This window comes from Enterobacter sp. GER_MD16_1505_Eko_090, assembly GCF_003331015.1.
Taxonomy (GTDB): domain Bacteria; phylum Pseudomonadota; class Gammaproteobacteria; order Enterobacterales; family Enterobacteriaceae; genus Enterobacter; species Enterobacter roggenkampii.
Map to the genome: position 1 here is coordinate 20,434 of NZ_PUQF01000007.1, position 17,569 is coordinate 38,002.

Here is a 17,569-nt window from a genome sequence, read left to right on the forward strand (position 1 = left end):
TACACGTCCGAAGCAGGAGAAATGTCATGAGCAAACTGTTGGATCGCTTTCGTTATTTCAAAACAAAGGGGGACAGCTTCGCCAACGGGCACGGGCAGGTATATAACACCAACCGCGACTGGGAGGACGGCTACCGTCAGCGCTGGCAGTTCGACAAGATCGTGCGCTCCACCCACGGCGTGAACTGTACCGGCTCCTGCAGCTGGAAGATTTATGTCAAAAACGGCCTCGTGACCTGGGAAACCCAGCAGACCGACTATCCGCGCACCCGCCCTGACCTGCCCAACCACGAACCGCGCGGCTGCCCGCGCGGGGCGAGCTACTCGTGGTATCTCTATAGCGCCAACCGTCTTAAATACCCGCTGGTGCGCCGCAGGCTGATTGAGCTCTGGCGCGAGGCGCTGGCGCAGCATACCGATCCGGTGCTGGCCTGGGACGCCGTCCAGAGCGATCCGCAAAAGGCGCAAAGCTACAGGAAGGCGCGGGGTAAAGGCGGGTTTATCCGCTCGAACTGGAAGGAGCTGAACCAGCTGATTGCCGCCGCCAACGTCTGGACCATCAAAAACTACGGCCCGGACCGCGTGGCCGGTTTTTCCCCTATTCCGGCGATGTCGATGGTCTCCTACGCCGCCGGTACGCGCTATCTTTCCCTGCTGGGCGGTACCTGCCTGAGCTTCTACGACTGGTACTGCGACCTGCCGCCTGCGTCGCCGATGACCTGGGGCGAGCAGACCGACGTGCCGGAGTCCGCCGACTGGTACAACTCCAGCTATATCATTGCCTGGGGCTCGAACGTGCCGCAGACGCGTACTCCGGACGCCCATTTCTTCACCGAGGTGCGCTACAAGGGCACCAAAACCGTCGCCATCACGCCGGACTTCTCGGAAGTCGCGAAGCTGAGCGACCAGTGGCTGGCCCCCAAACAGGGCACCGACAGCGCCCTCGCCATGGCGATGGGCCACGTGATCCTCAAAGAATTTCACCTCGATAACCCGAGCGATTACTTCCTCAACTACTGCCGCCGCTACACCGACATGCCGATGCTGGTGCTGCTGGACGAGCAGGCTGACGGTCGCGTGGTGCCGGGACGTATGCTGCGCGCCTCGGACCTTGTCGACGGGCTGGGGGAAGCCAATAACCCTGAATGGAAGACCGTCGCCTTTGACGTAGCCGGAAACCTGGTGGTGCCAAACGGCTCCATCGGCTTTCGCTGGGGAGAAAAAGGCAAATGGAACCTGGAGCCACAGGCTGCGGGCCACGACACCGAACTGACGCTGTCGCTGCTCATTACCCACGACAGCGTGGCGGACGTCGCCTTCCCCTACTTTGGCGGCAACGAGAACCCGCATTTCCGCAGCGTGAAGCAGGAGCCGGTGCTGACGCGCCGCGTGCCGAGCAAAACCCTGACCCTCGCCGACGGCAGCGAGAAACGGGTAGTCAGCGTTTACGATCTGGTGCTGGCGAACTACGGTCTCGATCGCGGTCTGGAGGACAGCAACGCCGCAGAGAGCTATGACCAGGTCAAAGCCTATACCCCCGCCTGGGGCGAGCAGATCACCGGCGTGCCCGCCCGGCTGATTGAAAAAATCGCCCGCGAGTTTGCCGACACGGCGCACAAAACCCACGGCCGGTCGATGATCATTCTCGGTGCAGGGGTGAACCACTGGTACCACATGGACATGAACTACCGCGGGATGATCAACATGCTGGTCTTCTGTGGCTGCGTCGGGCAGAGCGGCGGCGGCTGGTCGCACTATGTCGGCCAGGAGAAGCTGCGCCCGCAAACCGGCTGGCTGCCGCTGGCCTTCGCGCTGGACTGGAACCGTCCGCCGCGCCAGATGAACAGCACCTCCTTCTTCTACAACCACGCCAGCCAGTGGCGCTACGAGAAGCTGACCGCGCAGGAGCTGCTCTCCCCGCTGGCGGACGCCTCGAGGTTCACCGGCCACCTGATTGATTTCAACGTCCGCGCCGAGCGCATGGGCTGGCTGCCGTCGGCGCCGCAGCTCAACCTCAACCCGTTGCACATCAAGGCCCGCGCGGACGCGGCGGGCATCACGCCGCAGGAGTACACCGTTCAGGCGTTAAAATCGGGCGATATCCGCTTCGCCTGCGAGCAGCCGGACAGCGGCAAGAACCATCCGCGCAACCTGTTCGTCTGGCGCTCTAACCTGCTCGGCTCGTCCGGGAAAGGCCACGAGTACATGCTAAAATACCTGCTCGGCACCGAGAGCGGGATTCAGGGCGAGGATTTAGGCTCAACCGACGACGTGAAGCCTGAGGAAGTGGAGTGGCAGACCGCCGCCATTGAGGGCAAGCTCGACCTGCTGGTGACGCTCGACTTCCGCATGTCCAGCACCTGCCTGTTCTCGGATATCGTCCTGCCGACCGCCACCTGGTATGAAAAAGACGATATGAATACCTCGGACATGCATCCGTTTATTCACCCGCTCTCGGCCGCCGTCGACCCGGCGTGGGAGTCCCGCAGCGACTGGGAGATCTACAAGGGCATCGCCAACGTCTTCTCCGAGGTCTGCGTCGGGCATCTCGGCACCGAAACGGACGTGGTGCTACAGCCGCTACAGCACGACTCCCCCGCGGAGCTGTCGCAGCCGTTTGACATACAGGACTGGCGCAAAGGGGAATGCGATCTGATCCCCGGTAAAACGGCGCCGAACATCGCGGTCGTCGAGCGGAACTACCCGGAAACGTACGAACGCTTCACCGCCCTCGGCCCGCTGATGGATAAGCTCGGCAACGGCGGGAAAGGCATATCGTGGAACACGCAGAGCGAGGTCGATTTCCTCGGCAAGCTCAACTACGTCAAGCTCGACGGCCCGGCGAAAGGCCGCCCGCGCATTGAAACTGCCATTGACGCTTCAGAGGTGATCCTCGCCCTTGCGCCAGAAACCAACGGCCAGGTGGCGGTGAAGGCCTGGGAAGCGCTCGGCGAGCTGACCGGGCGCGATCACACCCATCTGGCGCTGAACAAGGAAGATGAGAAGATCCGCTTCCGCGATATCCAGGCGCAGCCGCGTAAAATCATCTCCAGCCCGACCTGGTCCGGCCTGGAGAGCGAGCACGTGTCGTATAACGCGGGCTATACCAACGTTCACGAGCTGATCCCGTGGCGCACGCTGTCTGGCCGCCAGCAGCTGTATCAGGATCATCCCTGGATGCGCGCGTTCGGAGAGAGCCTGGTGGCCTATCGTCCACCGATTGACACCCGCAGCGTCACCCATATGCGCGAGATCCCGCCGAACGGCTTCCCGGAAAAAGCGCTCAATTTCCTCACGCCGCACCAGAAATGGGGCATTCACTCCACCTACAGCGAAAACCTGCTGATGCAGACCCTCTCGCGCGGCGGGCCGATTGTCTGGATCAGCGAAACCGACGCCCGCGAGCTGGGCATTGAGGACAACGACTGGATCGAGGCCTTCAACGCCAACGGCGCCCTCACCGCCCGCGCGGTAGTCAGCCAGCGCGTGCCGCCGGGCATGACCATGATGTACCACGCTCAGGAGCGCATCCTGAACATTCCGGGCTCAGAGGTGACCGGACGGCGCGGCGGGATCCACAACTCTGTCACCCGCGTCTGCCCGAAACCGACGCATATGATCGGCGGCTACGCCCAGCTGGCGTACAGCTTCAACTATTACGGCACCGTCGGCTCCAACCGCGACGAGTTCATCATGATCCGCAAAATGAAAAACATTAACTGGCTGGACGGCGAAGGTCGGGATCAGGTCCAGGAGGCGAAAAAATGAAAATACGCTCACAGGTTGGCATGGTTCTGAATCTCGATAAATGCATTGGCTGCCACACCTGCTCGGTCACCTGCAAGAACGTCTGGACCGGGCGCGAAGGGATGGAATATGCGTGGTTCAACAACGTGGAGACCAAACCGGGGATCGGCTACCCGAAAAACTGGGAGGATCAGGAGGAGTGGCAAGGCGGCTGGATCCGGGGCATTCACGGCAAGCTGACCCCACGCCTCGGCGGCAAAATGGGCGTGCTGTCGAAGATTTTCGCCAACCCCGTTCTGCCGCAGATTGACGATTATTACGAACCCTTCACCTTTGACTATCAGGATCTGCACCGCGCCCCGGAGGGGGATCACCTCCCTACCGCCCGCCCGCGCTCGCTGATTGACGGCAAGCGCATGGACAAAATCGTCTGGGGCCCCAACTGGGAGGAGCTGCTGGGGGGCGAGTTCGAAAAACGTGCCCGCGACCGCAACTTCCAGAAGATCCAGAAGGAGATGTACGGCCAGTTCGAAAACACCTTCATGATGTACCTGCCGCGCCTGTGCGAGCACTGTCTCAACCCGAGCTGCGTCGCCACCTGCCCGAGCGGCGCGATCTACAAGCGCGAAGAGGACGGCATTGTGCTGATCGACCAGGACAAATGCCGCGGCTGGCGCCTGTGCATCAGCGGCTGTCCGTACAAGAAAATCTACTTCAACTGGAAGAGCGGCAAGTCTGAAAAATGCATCTTCTGCTACCCGCGCATTGAGTCCGGCCAGCCGACCGTCTGCTCGGAAACCTGCGTCGGGCGCATCCGCTACCTCGGCGTGCTGCTGTATGACGCGGACCGTATTGAAGAGGCGGCCAGCACCGAGCATGAAACCGATCTGTACGAGCGCCAGTGCGACGTGTTCCTCAACCCGAACGATCCGGCGGTGATTGAGGAAGCGCTGAAGCAGGGTATTCCGCAGAACGTGATTGACGCCGCCCAGCGTTCCCCGGTCTACAAAATGGCGATGGACTGGAAGCTGGCCCTGCCGCTGCACCCGGAATACCGCACCCTGCCGATGGTCTGGTACGTGCCGCCGCTGTCGCCGATCCAGTCCTACGCGGACGCCGGCGGCCTGCCGCAGAGCGACGGCGTTCTTCCCGCAGTCGAAAGCCTGCGCATTCCGGTGCAGTATCTGGCGAACATGCTCAGCGCGGGCGATACCGGCCCGGTGCTGCGCGCGCTGAAGCGCATGATGGCAATGCGTCACTACAAGCGTTCCCAGACCGTGGAAGGCGTGACCGATACCCGCGCCATTGAAGAGGTCGGCCTGACCGAAGCGCAGGTTGAGGAGATGTACCGCTATCTGGCGATTGCCAACTACGAAGACCGCTTCGTGATCCCGACCAGCCACCGCGAAATGGCGCGCGACGCCTTCCCGGAGAAAAACGGCTGCGGCTTCACCTTCGGCGACGGCTGCCACGGCTCCGATACGAAATTCAACCTCTTCAACAGCAGCCGCATTGATGCAATTAACATCACCGAGGTGCGCGAACACGGGGAGGGAGAGTAATGCAGATCCTCAAAATCATCGCGCTGCTGATCGAGTATCCCGATGAGACCCTGTGGGAAAACCGTGATGAAGCGCTTTCGTTAATTGCGCAGGACGCGCCCATGCTGCTGCCGTTTGCCAGCCAGCACCTGAGCGCCCCGCTGCTGGATAAACAGGCCGAATGGTGCGAAGTGTTTGAGCGCGGTCGCGCGACGTCGCTGCTGCTGTTCGAGCACGTTCACGCCGAGTCCCGCGATCGCGGCCAGGCGATGGTCGACCTGATGAGCCAGTATGAGAAAGCGGGTCTTGAGCTGGACTGCCGCGAGCTGCCGGACTACCTGCCGCTCTACCTGGAATACCTGAGCATCGTATCCGATGACGAAGCGCGTGACGGGCTGCAAAACGTCGCACCAATTCTGGCGCTGATCGGCGGCCGCCTGAAGCAGCGCGGCGTGGCGCACTATCAGCTGTTTGACGCCCTGCTGGCGCTGGCGGGAACGCGGCTTTCCAGCGACAGCGTGGCGAAACAGGTGTCCGGTGAAAAACGGGATGATACCCGTCAGGCGCTGGACGCCGTGTGGGAAGAGGAACAGGTGAAGTTTATCGAAGACAACGCCACATCGTGCGACAGCTCGCCGATGCAGCAATATCAACGACGCTTTAGCCAGGACGTCGCGCCGCAGTACGTGGACGTCAGCGCCGGAGGCCCAAAATGACACACTACCTGAACGTGTTTTTCTATGACATTTATCCGTACATCTGCGCCACCGTGTTTTTCCTCGGTAGCTGGTTGCGCTACGACTACGGACAGTACACCTGGCGCGCCTCGTCAAGCCAGATGCTCAGCAAGCGCGGGATGAACTGGGCCTCTAACCTGTTTCATATCGGGATTCTGGGGATCTTCTTCGGGCACCTGTTCGGCATGTTAACCCCGCACTGGATGTACGCCTGGTTTTTACCCGTCGCGGTTAAGCAGCAGTTGGCCATGATTGCGGGCGGAATTTGCGGCGTGCTGACGCTGATCGGCGGGTCGATGCTGCTGATTCGCCGCTTGTTCAACCAGCGGGTGCGTGCCACCTCCACCACGCCGGATATCATCATTATGAGTATCCTGCTGATACAGTGCATTCTGGGGCTATCGACCATTCCTTTCTCCGCGCAATATCCTGACGGAAGCGAGATGATGAAGCTGGTGGGCTGGGCGCAGGGGATTGTGACGTTTAAGGGCGGTTCATCAGAAATGCTGAGCGGCGTGGCGCCGATCTTCCGCGTGCATCTGGTGCTGGGGATGACGATCTTCCTCATCTTCCCCTTCACCCGCCTGGTGCACGTGTGGAGCGCGCCGTTTGAGTACTTTACGCGGCGGTATCAGGTGGTGAGATCGCGCCGTTGATTTGTCGGGTGGCGGCTACGCCTTACCCGACCTACGTTCACACGCATGTAGGCCCGGTCAGGTGTAGACGCCACCGGGCGATTAATACTGCAGCATACCGTGCTGCATCAGGAAACCCCACCACGGAATGCCGAGGAACATGTGGATCAGAAACGTGCATAGCGCCACGACGGTGCCAATCGTCCACCATGACTTAATATCGTTATACCCCGAGGCGAAGATAATGGGTCCTGCCGCGCCGCCATAGTGCGTGATACAGCCGCCATACGAGTTGGAAAACAGAATGGCAAGCGCCAGCAGGACGGGCGCCGTTCCGGTGACGAGACCTACGGTGGCAAACACCGGCACCATGGCCGCGACGTATGCCCCGCCGGAGGCAAAGAAATAGCGAACCAGGACGCTGAGAAACACGATAATCACGATGGTCATATTACCGGCGCTGAGAAAATCCAGATGAGCAGAGAGGAAATCAGCCAGCCAGCGGAAAAATCCCTCCTTGCTCAGGGTGGCGCTCAGACCGATGATGCCCCCGTACCACATCAGGGTATTCCAGCCGCCCTTATTTTTTTGAACATCGCTCCAGCCGATAATATTAAACAGCAGCGCTGCCCCCATCGCGATAATGGCGACGGCGGATTCATTTAGCCCAAGGTGACGAGAGAAGATCCAACCGAGTAACGCGGCGATAAAAATCACCACCAGCCCTTTCTCTTTGATGCTCATTGCCCCGAGGCTTTGCAGACCGTTGGTCGCAATTGCGACATTATCAATATGTTTAATTTCCGGGGAAGCAACCCGGTAGCAAATATAGGGAATGATACACAGCATCAATAACCCCAGCGGGGCGCCCGCCAGCATCCAGCCGATCCAGCTAATATGAATATGGAAAATATCTGAAATGAGCTGAAGCGCTAACGCGTTCCCGGCAAAGCCCGTTAAAAACATATAGCTGGTCGTTTTAGTGACCATATAGACATTGACCATTAAATAACGTCCTGCCTTGCGCGGTGACTCTTGTGGTGTTGACCCCAATACGGTCGCGATACTGTTAATAATAGGGAAAACCACCCCACCTGCCCGCGCGGTATTTGAGGGAGTGGCAGGTGCCAGTACCAAATCCAGCAAGGCGGTTACATAGCCCAGTCTAAGCGTCGTGCTGCCAAATTTGAGGATAAACCAGTAGGCAAGCCGTTTCCCCAGACCGGTGGTGACAAACGCCGCGCTAAGCGTAAAGGCGCTGAACACCAGCCAGGTGGTGCCGGAAGCGTATCCGCTCAGCACATCCATTGATTTGACGGGTGAATCCGGGAATTTTGTCACGGTAAAACAGGTTAACGCGACCGCGACGAGCATGATGACGGGTTCGGGATAAGGTTTAATGACCAGGCCAACGATAGCGGATAAATATATTCCTGCCAGTATCCACGCCTCTTTGGTTAATCCATCAGGCGGAGGGATAAATATTGATAATAATATTATTACGGCAAGTAAGATTGTTTTTAAAACATTGGATTTAAGCATATCTCACCCATGAGAAAAGGGTCCCTGAATGGCAGAGGATTCTCCTGAGAGACGCCTCTGCCGGATAAATACATTTGCTAAATAAATAATAAGAAACTACACGCTAACAACCGGAATATTATCACCTTCTGTGATTTGATATTCGGTCAGGGTGTCAAAACTGAGATAACGATAGATATTTTCATGCGCGCCGTGAAGTTTATCGGTATAGCGAAAATACTCGTCAACGGTGGGCATTTTACCCAGGATGGCCGCGACGCTGCTTAATTCTGCCGAGGCAAGGAAAACGCTGGCATTCGTTCCCAGACGATGCGGGAAATTTCGGGTTGACGTCGATACCACGTGGCTCCCTTCGCGCACCCTCGCCTGGTTCCCCATGCAGAGGGAGCAGCCCGCGGGCTCGATTCGCGCTCCCGACTTTATAAACTGGCTAAAATAGCCCTCACGGGAAAGCTGCCGGGCATCCATTTTGGTCGGAGGCGCGATCCACAGCCGCGCCTGGCTTTCACCGGCATCGGCCAGGATTTCACCCGCAGCGCGGAAATGACCGATGTTGGTCATGCAGGAGCCAATAAAGACCTCCTCTATCGGCGTGTTGGCCACCTCAGAAAGTAAGCGAGCATCATCCGGATCGTTTGGCGCGCAGACCACCGGTTCGGTGATTTCATTGAGATCAATCTCAATGACTGCGGCATATTCCGCATCAGGATCGGCCGAAAGCAGCGACGGGTTAGCCAGCCACGCCTCGATTTCAGCGATGCGTCGTTCAAGCGTGTCGGCGTTCTCATATCCCTGCTTAACCATCCAGCGCAGCAGGGCCGCGTTGGAACGCAGGTATTGTGCGACCTTGTCCTCCGACAGGCGCATCACGCAAGCGGCAGCAGACCGTTCAGCGGAGGCGTCAGCCAGCTCAAACGCCTGCTCTGCACTCAGTGTTTCCAGCCCTTCAATTTCAATGATCCGGCCCGAGAAAATATTGCGCTTATTCTTTTTCTCGACCGTCAACAGGCCCTGCTTTCTGGCGTAGAGCGGAATGGCGTGAACCAGGTCGCGCAGGGTGATCCCTTTCTGCATCTCGCCCGTAAAGCGAACCAGCACCGATTCCGGCATATCCAGCGGCATAATGCCCGTTGCCGCGGCGAACGCCACCAGTCCGGAGCCGCCCGGGAAGGAGATCCCCAGCGGGAAGCGGGTATGGGAGTCGGCACCGGTGCCCACCGTATCTGGCAGCAGCATGCGGTTAAGCCAGGAGTGGATAATGCCGTCCCCCGGTTTCAGCGCGACCCCGTTACGACGGGTGATAAACTGCGGCAGCGTTTCATGCAGCCGAACATCCACCGGCTTTGGATACGCAGAGGTGTGGCAAAAAGACTGCATCACCAGATCGGCTGAAAACGTCAGGCACGCCAGATCGGTCAGCTCATCACGCGTCATCCCGCCGGTGGTATCCTGTGAACCGACTGTCGAAATCTTTGGCTCGCAATACTGCCCGGGACGGATCCCCGCGACGCCGCAGGCTTTACCAACCATCTTCTGGGCCAGCGTAAAACCGGCGGTGGAAGACGCAGGCGCCGCAGGCTTACGGAAGACATCTGAAGGCGCGAGCTTCAGCGATTCCCGCGCTTTCGCCGTCAGGCTGCGTCCGATAATCAACGGGATCCGCCCGCCGGCACGCACTTCATCCAGCAGCACCTCGGTTTTAAGCGTAAAGGTCGTCACCAGACGCTGGCTTTCGGTCTCACGAATTTCGCCTTTCCGGGGATAAAGATCGATCAGCATCCCGGTCGTCAGCGTGGAAACATCCATCTCTACCGGCAAGGCACCGGAATCTTCGAGCGTATTAAAGAAAATGGGGGCAATCTTGCCGCCAAACACAAACCCGCCGTTGCGTTTATTCGGCACGAAAGGAATATCGTTCCCGATGTGCCATAAGATGGAGTTGGTGGCGGATTTACGTGACGATCCCGTTCCCACAACGTCACCAACATAGACCAGCGGCCAGCCAGCCGCTTTTAATTCTGCCAGCTGGCGCAGCGGCCCGCGCGCGCCGGGCTCATCCGGCTCAACCCCTTCCCGGGCGTTACTGAGCATGGAGAGCGCATGCAGTGGAATATCCGGGCGTGACCACGCCTCCGGTGCCGGAGACAAATCGTCGGTATTGGTTTCGCCGGGCACCTTAAACACCTTCAGGGTGATTTTTTCAGCCATCGCCGGGCGGCGGGTAAACCATTCGGCATTCGCCCACGCGTGAAGCACCGCTTTCGCATGGACGTTACCGGCCATCGCTTTGGTTTCAAGCTGGCTGAATTTGTCAAAAATGAGGATGGTCGAAGAGAGCTGCTGTGCGGCCAGCGGTGCCAGATCCGGATGATCAAGAAGCGCAATCAACGGCTGGACATTATAGCCGCCCTGCATGGTACCCAGCAGCGTGGTGGCCGCTTCATGAGAGAGGCCGTTAACACGGTAGTCCTGCAAAGCCACCTTAAATAAAAATTCAGCTTTTAACTGTGCCGCAGGATCGACTCCCGGTGGGACGCAGTGGGTTAATAAATCAATTAATTGCGGGTGATGTGTCGGCGCATCGTGAAGTAAACGCTGGATCAGCGCCGCTGTCTGTTCCGCTGTTAACGGTTTCGCCGGAATACCCGCCTCCTGGCGGGCTTTCCGGTGCTGAGTGTAATCATCTAACATAGGTTCTCCTGTTAAAGCTAAAGTTGTTCACAAAATTCTGTTAGCCGTTCGAGTCCGTAAGGCCATTCACCGTGGCCAGATTCGGCATTAATATGTCCGGCCTCGCCGATATCGATTAACTGCCCCTTCCAACAGGCAGCCCAGAACTGCGCGCGGGAGAAGCGCATCAGGGGATCGTTTCTGCTGGCAAACATCAGGCAGGGAACCGGTAATGGCGCAGGCTGAATGGCCTCTTCAAGGCCGAAAAACGCGGGCTCTGCCGGTGCGACCATCACCACCCCGGCGACGTTTACCCGCCGCGTTTGCAGCAGCCGGCATGACGCCAGCGCGCCAAAGCTATGGCCGATGAGGATGGCGGGCAGCTGACACGCTGCCAGCTCGCGGGTAATGGCGGAGACCCAGTTTTCAATATCGGGCTCGAACCAGTTTTTCTGCTGAATTCGCTTCCAGAAAGGAAAACGTCGCCCCCAGCAGCTTTGCCAGTGATGTTCATCGCTGTCTCTCAGACCCGGCACAAGAACCACGGTATAGACGCTACTGAGCTGCTTGAGGCGTTGTTCAATCATGACGTTTTCCTTTTCGATTATTCGCACGGAAACTGCGACAATAACCATCCGACGGCGATAAGATCTGCGCTCCCGCCCGGGCTTAAATTCCGGCGAATAAACTGAACGTCCATATTGGTTAAGGCGTTAACGCGTTTCTCCGGCGTCAGATGTTTCACCGCTAAAATTCGTCTGGAATAGCGTCTGGCATAATTCAGCCCTTTTATTCCCCCCCGTGAAACAAGATTGGTATCCGGATTCGCCGCCATCAGCCCGAGCAACATTCTCAGTAACGCGTCATCCTCAGAGGCTCCCTGGCGCAGTGCCATTTCAAAGTGAGGTAGCCCGGCGTGGCGGACGGTGGCAAAACCGCTTTCAGCTTCCCCTCGGGCACCGGTTAAACCGTATGCCTGGAACTGCTGCTCGCCCTTCGTTTTCGCCACGCCGCGATTTTTCAGCTCCCGATCAACGATGCCAGCGCAAATCGCCCTGCTCTCATCGCACAGGCTGCGCTGCGTGAGGCTTTCCTGCCTTTGCGTCAGACGCCCTGCCGCGGCACACAACAGCCCCAGAGAGAAGATGCCGCCTTTATGGGTGTTCACCCCGCCGGTGGCGTTGAACATCGCCTGTTCGCAGGCCAGACCGACCGGCCTTATTGCCCGCAGCGTTTGCGGCCCGGCAAGACGGGCCGTCTCCCTGCCGACGTTAAAGAACGCGGTGAACCACGGGGCAATGGCCGCGATACTGGCCATAAACAGCGCGTAATTCATATCGCGATGCGCCCCGCTGTTGACGCGATCTACCAGACCCGGTTTCGGGGTCAAGCGAATTTCACGGTACAGGGCCTCGGCCGCCAGCTCCGCGAAGGGGTGCTGAACGTCTGGCGCATTACATCTGGCAAGCGAAGTAGTCATCGGTTAACGCCTCGATTACGCGCATGAGCTCGGCCAGCGAATGACGTCGCATGCGGGAACAAACGTGAGCAGGTTCATGACAGATAAAGCATCTGCGCATCGGTTGCTGGATGGCGCTTCTTTTCAGCAGTCCCGTTTTCGGACACAGCACGTCGATATCCCACAGGCGTCCCAGAGGATGGTTATCTTCGAGATGCGCGGTGACGTGCTTGATCATCCAGGCCGGGGCCGCCACCGACCAGAGCGCTTCCGGCCCGGTGACCGGCTGCAGAGTGTGCTGGCGACAGACCGTCCACTGATGCGTGCGGAATAGCTCTCCGAGCGCCTCATTCGCAACGGCCATCACTCGTCGGGCCAGACCGGTATCCTTCACCGCCCCCGGCCAGACCAGCGTGACGGATACCACGGTATGATCCGACTGAAACAGCCACGCCTGCTGTCGGCGTGCGCGCTGCTCTTTTGATGTCAGAACCTGTTCCAGCGAAACAGGGGCGTTCGATGCGTTATCCGTCATGGGGATCACTCCTTCACCTGGTGAACCACATCAATCACGCTGCCGTCGCGGTAGCGCACCACGCCAACGATCCGGTCGGTAAACGCCACCGGCTTAGGCTCACCCGAGATGAGCAACGCCTTCTGATACAGCGCCTCAATGTCGACGACGGCCAGCCCCGCGTGAATCAGGCGTTCGCGGATCTCCGGGCGCGCCGGGTTAACGGCAATACCGTGATCGGTAACCAGAACGTCAATGCTTTCGCCCGGCGTCACCAGGGTGGTGACCTGCCTGACAACGGTAGGAATTCGGCTGCGGATCAGCGGGGCAACCACGATGGTGAGATTTGCCGCCGCGGCGACGTCGCAATGCCCGCCCGACGCGCCGCGCATCACCCCGTCGGAACCGGTCAGCACGTTGACGTTGAACCGGGTGTCCACCTCCAGCGCGCTGAGGATAACCACGTCCACCCTGTCGCAGCAGGCGGCTTTTGCAGCCGGGTTCGCATACACGTTGGTGGAGATTTCCACATGGCCAGGATTGACGGTCATGGAAGCGGCCGCAGCACCGTCAAAGCTTTGCGTATCGAGGATCTTTTCAATGAGCCCCTTTTGATGCAGATCGACAATGCTGCCGGTGATCCCGCCGAGCGCAAAACGGGCGACAATATTGTGTTTACGCATACGGGCCTCCATAAACCGCGTACAGGCGGTGGACGCCGCACCTGAACCGGTCTGAATGGAAAAGCCGTTGCGGAAGTAGCCAGAGTGTTCGATAACGTCGGCAGCAGAGCGGGCAATCATTAGTTCACGTGGATTACTGGTCACCCTGGCGGCGCCGACGCTGATTTTTGCCGGGTCGCCGACGCTCTCAATCTGCACCACATAGTCAACCCGGTCCTGAACGATACTGGCCGGCAGGTTGGGGAACGGCTTCAGGGTTTCGGTGAGCAAGACCACCTTTTTGGCATATTGCGCGTCGACCATAGCGTAACCGAGCGAGCCGCACTGCGATGTGCCGCCGTTGCCGCTGGCATTGCCATATTCATCGCTGCAGGACACCGCCAGAAAGGCGACATCAATGGCAATTTCACCCTTCTGAATCAGGTTCACCCGCCCGCCGTGGGAGTGGATCTGTACCGGCTCATCCATCAGCCCGTGTGAAATCGCATCCGCCAGCTCGCCACGCATGCCGGAGGTGTAGATTTTGCCAATCACGCCACTGCGAATATGTTCAATAAGCGGGGCATTGCACGACATTAACGAGCTGGACGCGAGCGTGATCCCTTTCAGACCGCGCTGAGCCAGCTTATCCATCACATAGTTGATCACCTTGTCGCCTTCGCGGAACGCGTGATGGAAGGAGACGGTCATGCCGTCATGCAAATCGCAACGGTCCAGTACCTCGTCCACGCTGGCAAAAAGTTTGCGCTGATATTTTTGCTGTGTATCAGAAAGATACGGCGTCGTCGCGTTAGCGCCGCTGAAGGCGACGTATTCACGACGCGTGCCGGGAATGTGGTGCAGGGTTTCTGTGAGATTTTTCATTATTCATCCTGTCGCTTGCGAAAAAAGGTGATTACTGACGAATGCCAGAGGCATTTTTGCGTTCGATAACAACCCGGGCATGGTTGATAATCGGCGCGTCGATCATTTTGCCGTTCAGCGAGATCACCCCGAGTCCGTTGCGTTCGCCCTCTTCTGCGGCAGCAATCACGCGCTGGGCGTAATCCACTTCTTCCTGCGTGGGCGCGTAGGCGTTGTGAAGAATTTCAATTTGTCGCGGATTAATCAGCGATTTTCCGTTGAAACCCATCCGGCGGATGAGATCCACTTCTTTCAGGAAACCGGCCTCGTCATTGACATCGGCGTAGACCACGTCGAAAGCGTCGATCCCTGCCCCGCGCGCGGCATGTAATACCGCGCACCGCGCATAAAACAGCTCTGTTCCGTCGCCCCGCTCGGTTTGCATATCCATCACGTAGTCAAAGGCGGCGAGCGCAATCCCCATTAAACGGTCGGAGGATTTCGCAATGGCAACGGCATTAATGACGCCGACGGCGGATTCGATTGCCGCCATTAATTTCGTTGAGCCAACAGGACGCCCGCAGCTTTCTTCAATGCGGACGATTTCACGTTCGAGCTGATAAATATCTTCCGGTGTGTCGGTTTTCGGCAGACGAATAACATCCGCCCCTGCCCTGACGGCGGCTTCCAGATCCTTTAAACCAAAAGGGGTATTAAGCGGGTTAATTCTGACAACGGTTTCAATATCGTTGTACATCGGGTGTTGCAGCGCGTGAAATACCAGAAGACGCGCGCTGTCTTTTTCTTTCAGCGCAACGGCATCTTCCAGGTCAAACATAATGGAGTCTGGTTTATAGATAAATGCCGTCGACAACATGGCAGCACTTGAACCGGGAATAAATAACATACTGCGACGTAACTTTTTCATTATAACGTTTCCCATGCAATGTCTTCCCGGGCTGTCCCTCTGAGCAGTGCAGCCTGCACGCGGGCGCGGATCACGCAGTCCAGCGCGCCTTTATCATCAATAATGATCTGCCCCTGTTCGATGTTGAACGCAGCCAGGGTTTCATGGACCACCTCTGCAATTCGGTCGCCGAATTGCTTATACACTTCGCTCTGGATGACCACGTCCAGCCCGCTCTCGACGGGACTGACCTTAACCATGAGGTCGCTGGACTCCAGCGTTCCCGCCATCGCGGCTTGCACAATTTTCATATTCATTTTCCTGTGATAATGCACTTAAACCGCTGCCGTCAGCGGCTCGGATAAACAGGGCTGATGCTGTATTCCGTTATTCAGAAACGCGCGCGTGGTGGCAGGCACCATGCGGCTGGCGGCAGCGATGTTGTTTTCTTTTAATAAACGACGAACGGCTGAAGCCGATACCGGCACATTATTACCATCCGTTCTTCTTTCTATTTCGTGTACGCTAATACGGGCCGCTGTGCTCGTCTCTTCTTCCAGCCAGCGGTGCATCGCCCGGTTATATTCGGCGGTTAACGGACAGAACGGCTCGGTACCCACGAAACGATGGTTAATATTCAACGCGGGGGCGATGTAATTTCTGAACAGCATGAGGTCAATTGCCGCGTAGGTTTTATCGATGACCTGCTTATCTTTCAGGAAATAGCTCGGGAATGTCCCGCGCGAAATAATATACGCCGACCCCGGATGAACGGTGACATTCGGCAGGTGCTGCGATCCGTCCCTGACCATCGCGAACCGTTCTTTAAACGAAAATGCCGAGACATCTTCCTGGACCACGAAAACATGTAACGCGTCGCACCGGCTCGCCGCATGCTCGATAAGATATTGGTGGCCGAGGGTGAACGGATTGGCGTTCATCACAATCGCGCCAATATTTTTCCCCGGCGCGAAATGATGGCGGCGCAGCTGGCTGCAATAACGATGAATACCCACCGGCGTATTCTCCATTAATGACGCACGGTTCTCGACCGTCACCAGCGGATAAAACCCGCATCCGCGAAATGACTTCACGTTATCCGGACAGGTAAAGAGAAAGAGTTGATGTTCACCGTTCTGTGCCGCCTGAAGTTCGGCCTCATGGATTAACGTCAGGATTAACGACGTGCCCCGCCACCCGGCATCCACTGCGATGCACTTCAACGTGTTACCCGCAATGCCGGTGCAGGCGACAAGATGGCGCTGATAGCGGGCAACAATAAATTGCGCAATATCGTCATCAATACCTAAACCGTTGCGGGACAGGAAGCGGACAACCTCTTCCCGGGACTGGGCGTTACCGGCGTTAATAACCTCAAACTCGGGTGTTCTGGCGGTGTACATCTTCTCTCTCCTGAGCGTTTAGACAGCTAACGCTTGTGGCTGCGGCTGGGCTTCCACAATGGTATTGACCAGCCGGCCAACGTTTTCGATCTCCACTTCAACGCGATCGCCGTCGTGCAGAAACAGAGGTGGATTGCGCTTTTTGCCGACGCCGCCTGGCGAACCGGTAATAATGACGTCGCCGGCGCTAAGAGAGGTGAACGTACTGATGTAGGCGATAAGATCCGCCACTTTGTGGATCATGCTGCCTGTGGAGTCATCCTGAACCAGCATGCCGTTCAGCCAGGTGTGAATGGTCAGGGCGTGAGGATCGGGGATCTCGTCCGCCGTGGTCATGTAGGGGCCGAAGGCGCCGGTTTGCGTCCAGTTTTTACCGGCGGTGAACCAGGCGTGCTGCCAGTCGCGCACGGAGCCGTCCATGTAGCAGCTGTATCCCGCGACGTGGCTGAGCGCGTTACTGACGCCAATTTGGCTACCGGGTTTACCGATAATAACGGCCAGCTCGCCTTCATAATCGAACTCGCTGGAGAGAACCGGTTTTATCACCGGCCGCGCATGCCCGGTTTGCGAATCAGGAAAACGGATAAACAGCGTGGGGGCATTATTGGTCTCGGCAAACTCTTTTCTTTTTTCAGCGTAATTCATGCCAACGCAGAAAATTTTTCCGGGCGCTTCTATAACGGGCAAAAAGGTCACGTCTTCAGGCCTAATATCCACCGGGCAATCGATATATTGTCTGGCGACATCAATCGCATCCCATTGAAGGAGATCTTTCAGTGTCGCATATTGATGGCCAATTTTATTACCCAGGTCGATAAAGCCCGACTCAGTATACATTCCGTAGCTTTTACGGCCCTGATGAATATAACTTGCTAGTTTCATAATAATA

At 57.8% G+C, this 17,569-nt stretch carries 14 protein-coding genes; 4 read left to right on the top strand and 10 right to left on the bottom strand.

From position 1 onward, the window contains the following. Positions 1 to 26 precede the first annotated feature (26 nt). Genes C6A40_RS09555 through narI form a run of 4 tightly spaced genes read left to right on the top strand, consistent with a single transcriptional unit; the run spans position 27 to position 6,680 of the window. Positions 27 to 3,767, top strand: coding sequence for a nitrate reductase subunit alpha (locus C6A40_RS09555; protein WP_045333851.1), 3,741 nt, complete (start codon positions 27 to 29; stop codon positions 3,765 to 3,767). Next, positions 3,764 to 5,308: a nitrate reductase subunit beta gene (narH, locus tag C6A40_RS09560; protein ID WP_008501747.1), complete on the top strand. Its 1,545-nt coding sequence runs from the start codon at positions 3,764 to 3,766 to the stop codon at positions 5,306 to 5,308. Before C6A40_RS09555 ends, narH begins: the two co-directional genes overlap by 4 nt. After that, on the top strand, positions 5,308 to 6,003 hold the full coding sequence (narW, locus tag C6A40_RS09565; protein ID WP_045333854.1) for a nitrate reductase molybdenum cofactor assembly chaperone: 696 nt from the start codon (positions 5,308 to 5,310) through the stop codon (positions 6,001 to 6,003). Before narH ends, narW begins: the two co-directional genes overlap by 1 nt. Continuing rightward, a complete protein-coding gene (gene narI / locus C6A40_RS09570; protein WP_014883923.1) occupies positions 6,000 to 6,680 on the top strand; it encodes a respiratory nitrate reductase subunit gamma in 681 nt (226 codons plus the stop codon). The genes narW and narI overlap by 4 nt, the downstream gene beginning before the upstream one ends. An 81-nt stretch (positions 6,681 to 6,761) precedes the next feature. Here narI and C6A40_RS09575 read toward each other — a convergent pair whose 3' ends face one another. The 10 genes from C6A40_RS09575 to C6A40_RS09620 form a co-directional block, all read right to left on the bottom strand. Next, positions 6,762 to 8,201 carry an anion permease gene (locus C6A40_RS09575; RefSeq protein ID WP_032651969.1) on the bottom strand — a complete coding sequence of 480 codons (1,440 nt, stop codon included), beginning with the start codon at positions 8,199 to 8,201 and terminating at the stop codon, positions 6,762 to 6,764. A 96-nt stretch (positions 8,202 to 8,297) separates the two neighbouring features. Beyond that, entirely contained in the window at positions 8,298 to 10,892 is a 2,595-nt protein-coding gene (acnB, locus tag C6A40_RS09580; RefSeq protein WP_114191271.1) for a bifunctional aconitate hydratase 2/2-methylisocitrate dehydratase, read from the bottom strand. A gap of 17 nt (positions 10,893 to 10,909) precedes the next feature. Then, complete coding sequence (locus C6A40_RS09585; RefSeq protein ID WP_045333863.1) at positions 10,910 to 11,458, bottom strand: RBBP9/YdeN family alpha/beta hydrolase; 549 nt, start codon at positions 11,456 to 11,458, stop codon at positions 10,910 to 10,912. Between the two features lie 17 nt (positions 11,459 to 11,475). Beyond that, a complete protein-coding gene (gene citG, locus C6A40_RS09590) occupies positions 11,476 to 12,351 on the bottom strand; it encodes a triphosphoribosyl-dephospho-CoA synthase CitG (protein WP_025910943.1) in 876 nt (291 codons plus the stop codon). Next, positions 12,326 to 12,865, bottom strand: coding sequence for a citrate lyase holo-[acyl-carrier protein] synthase (citX, locus tag C6A40_RS09595; protein WP_045333865.1), 540 nt, complete (start codon positions 12,863 to 12,865; stop codon positions 12,326 to 12,328). The genes citG and citX overlap by 26 nt, the downstream gene beginning before the upstream one ends. A gap of 5 nt (positions 12,866 to 12,870) precedes the next feature. Beyond that, complete coding sequence (citF, locus tag C6A40_RS09600) at positions 12,871 to 14,391, bottom strand: citrate lyase subunit alpha (RefSeq protein ID WP_023616933.1); 1,521 nt, start codon at positions 14,389 to 14,391, stop codon at positions 12,871 to 12,873. A 31-nt stretch (positions 14,392 to 14,422) separates the two neighbouring features. Continuing rightward, positions 14,423 to 15,298 carry a citrate (pro-3S)-lyase subunit beta gene (gene citE, locus C6A40_RS09605; RefSeq protein ID WP_045333867.1) on the bottom strand — a complete coding sequence of 292 codons (876 nt, stop codon included), beginning with the start codon at positions 15,296 to 15,298 and terminating at the stop codon, positions 14,423 to 14,425. Beyond that, complete coding sequence (gene citD / locus C6A40_RS09610) at positions 15,298 to 15,588, bottom strand: citrate lyase acyl carrier protein (RefSeq protein WP_045333869.1); 291 nt, start codon at positions 15,586 to 15,588, stop codon at positions 15,298 to 15,300. Before citD ends, citE begins: the two co-directional genes overlap by 1 nt. A gap of 24 nt (positions 15,589 to 15,612) precedes the next feature. Next, positions 15,613 to 16,680, bottom strand: coding sequence for a [citrate (pro-3S)-lyase] ligase (gene citC, locus C6A40_RS09615; protein ID WP_045333871.1), 1,068 nt, complete (start codon positions 16,678 to 16,680; stop codon positions 15,613 to 15,615). 18 nt (positions 16,681 to 16,698) lie between these two features. Next, positions 16,699 to 17,562, bottom strand: a complete 864-nt coding sequence (locus tag C6A40_RS09620) for a fumarylacetoacetate hydrolase family protein (protein WP_045333873.1) — start codon at positions 17,560 to 17,562, stop codon at positions 16,699 to 16,701. Positions 17,563 to 17,569 lie beyond the last annotated feature (7 nt).

What these genes read in the sequence shown, in the direction of transcription:
- narH (WP_008501747.1), top strand. Translation starts at nt 3,764, where the DNA reads ATGAAAATACGCTCACAGGTTGGCATGGTTCTGAATCTCGATAAATGC.
- citC (WP_045333871.1), bottom strand. Translation starts at nt 16,680, where the DNA reads ATGTACACCGCCAGAACACCCGAGTTTGAGGTTATTAACGCCGGTAAC.
- C6A40_RS09585 (WP_045333863.1), bottom strand. Translation starts at nt 11,458, where the DNA reads ATGATTGAACAACGCCTCAAGCAGCTCAGTAGCGTCTATACCGTGGTT.
- narI (WP_014883923.1), top strand. Translation starts at nt 6,000, where the DNA reads ATGACACACTACCTGAACGTGTTTTTCTATGACATTTATCCGTACATC.
- citD (WP_045333869.1), bottom strand. Translation starts at nt 15,588, where the DNA reads ATGAAAATTGTGCAAGCCGCGATGGCGGGAACGCTGGAGTCCAGCGAC.
- citE (WP_045333867.1), bottom strand. Translation starts at nt 15,298, where the DNA reads ATGAAAAAGTTACGTCGCAGTATGTTATTTATTCCCGGTTCAAGTGCT.
- C6A40_RS09555 (WP_045333851.1), top strand. Translation starts at nt 27, where the DNA reads ATGAGCAAACTGTTGGATCGCTTTCGTTATTTCAAAACAAAGGGGGAC.
- citF (WP_023616933.1), bottom strand. Translation starts at nt 14,391, where the DNA reads ATGAAAAATCTCACAGAAACCCTGCACCACATTCCCGGCACGCGTCGT.
- narW (WP_045333854.1), top strand. Translation starts at nt 5,308, where the DNA reads ATGCAGATCCTCAAAATCATCGCGCTGCTGATCGAGTATCCCGATGAG.
- C6A40_RS09575 (WP_032651969.1), bottom strand. Translation starts at nt 8,201, where the DNA reads ATGCTTAAATCCAATGTTTTAAAAACAATCTTACTTGCCGTAATAATA.
- citG (WP_025910943.1), bottom strand. Translation starts at nt 12,351, where the DNA reads ATGACTACTTCGCTTGCCAGATGTAATGCGCCAGACGTTCAGCACCCC.
- C6A40_RS09620 (WP_045333873.1), bottom strand. Translation starts at nt 17,562, where the DNA reads ATGAAACTAGCAAGTTATATTCATCAGGGCCGTAAAAGCTACGGAATG.
- acnB (WP_114191271.1), bottom strand. Translation starts at nt 10,892, where the DNA reads ATGTTAGATGATTACACTCAGCACCGGAAAGCCCGCCAGGAGGCGGGT.
- citX (WP_045333865.1), bottom strand. Translation starts at nt 12,865, where the DNA reads ATGACGGATAACGCATCGAACGCCCCTGTTTCGCTGGAACAGGTTCTG.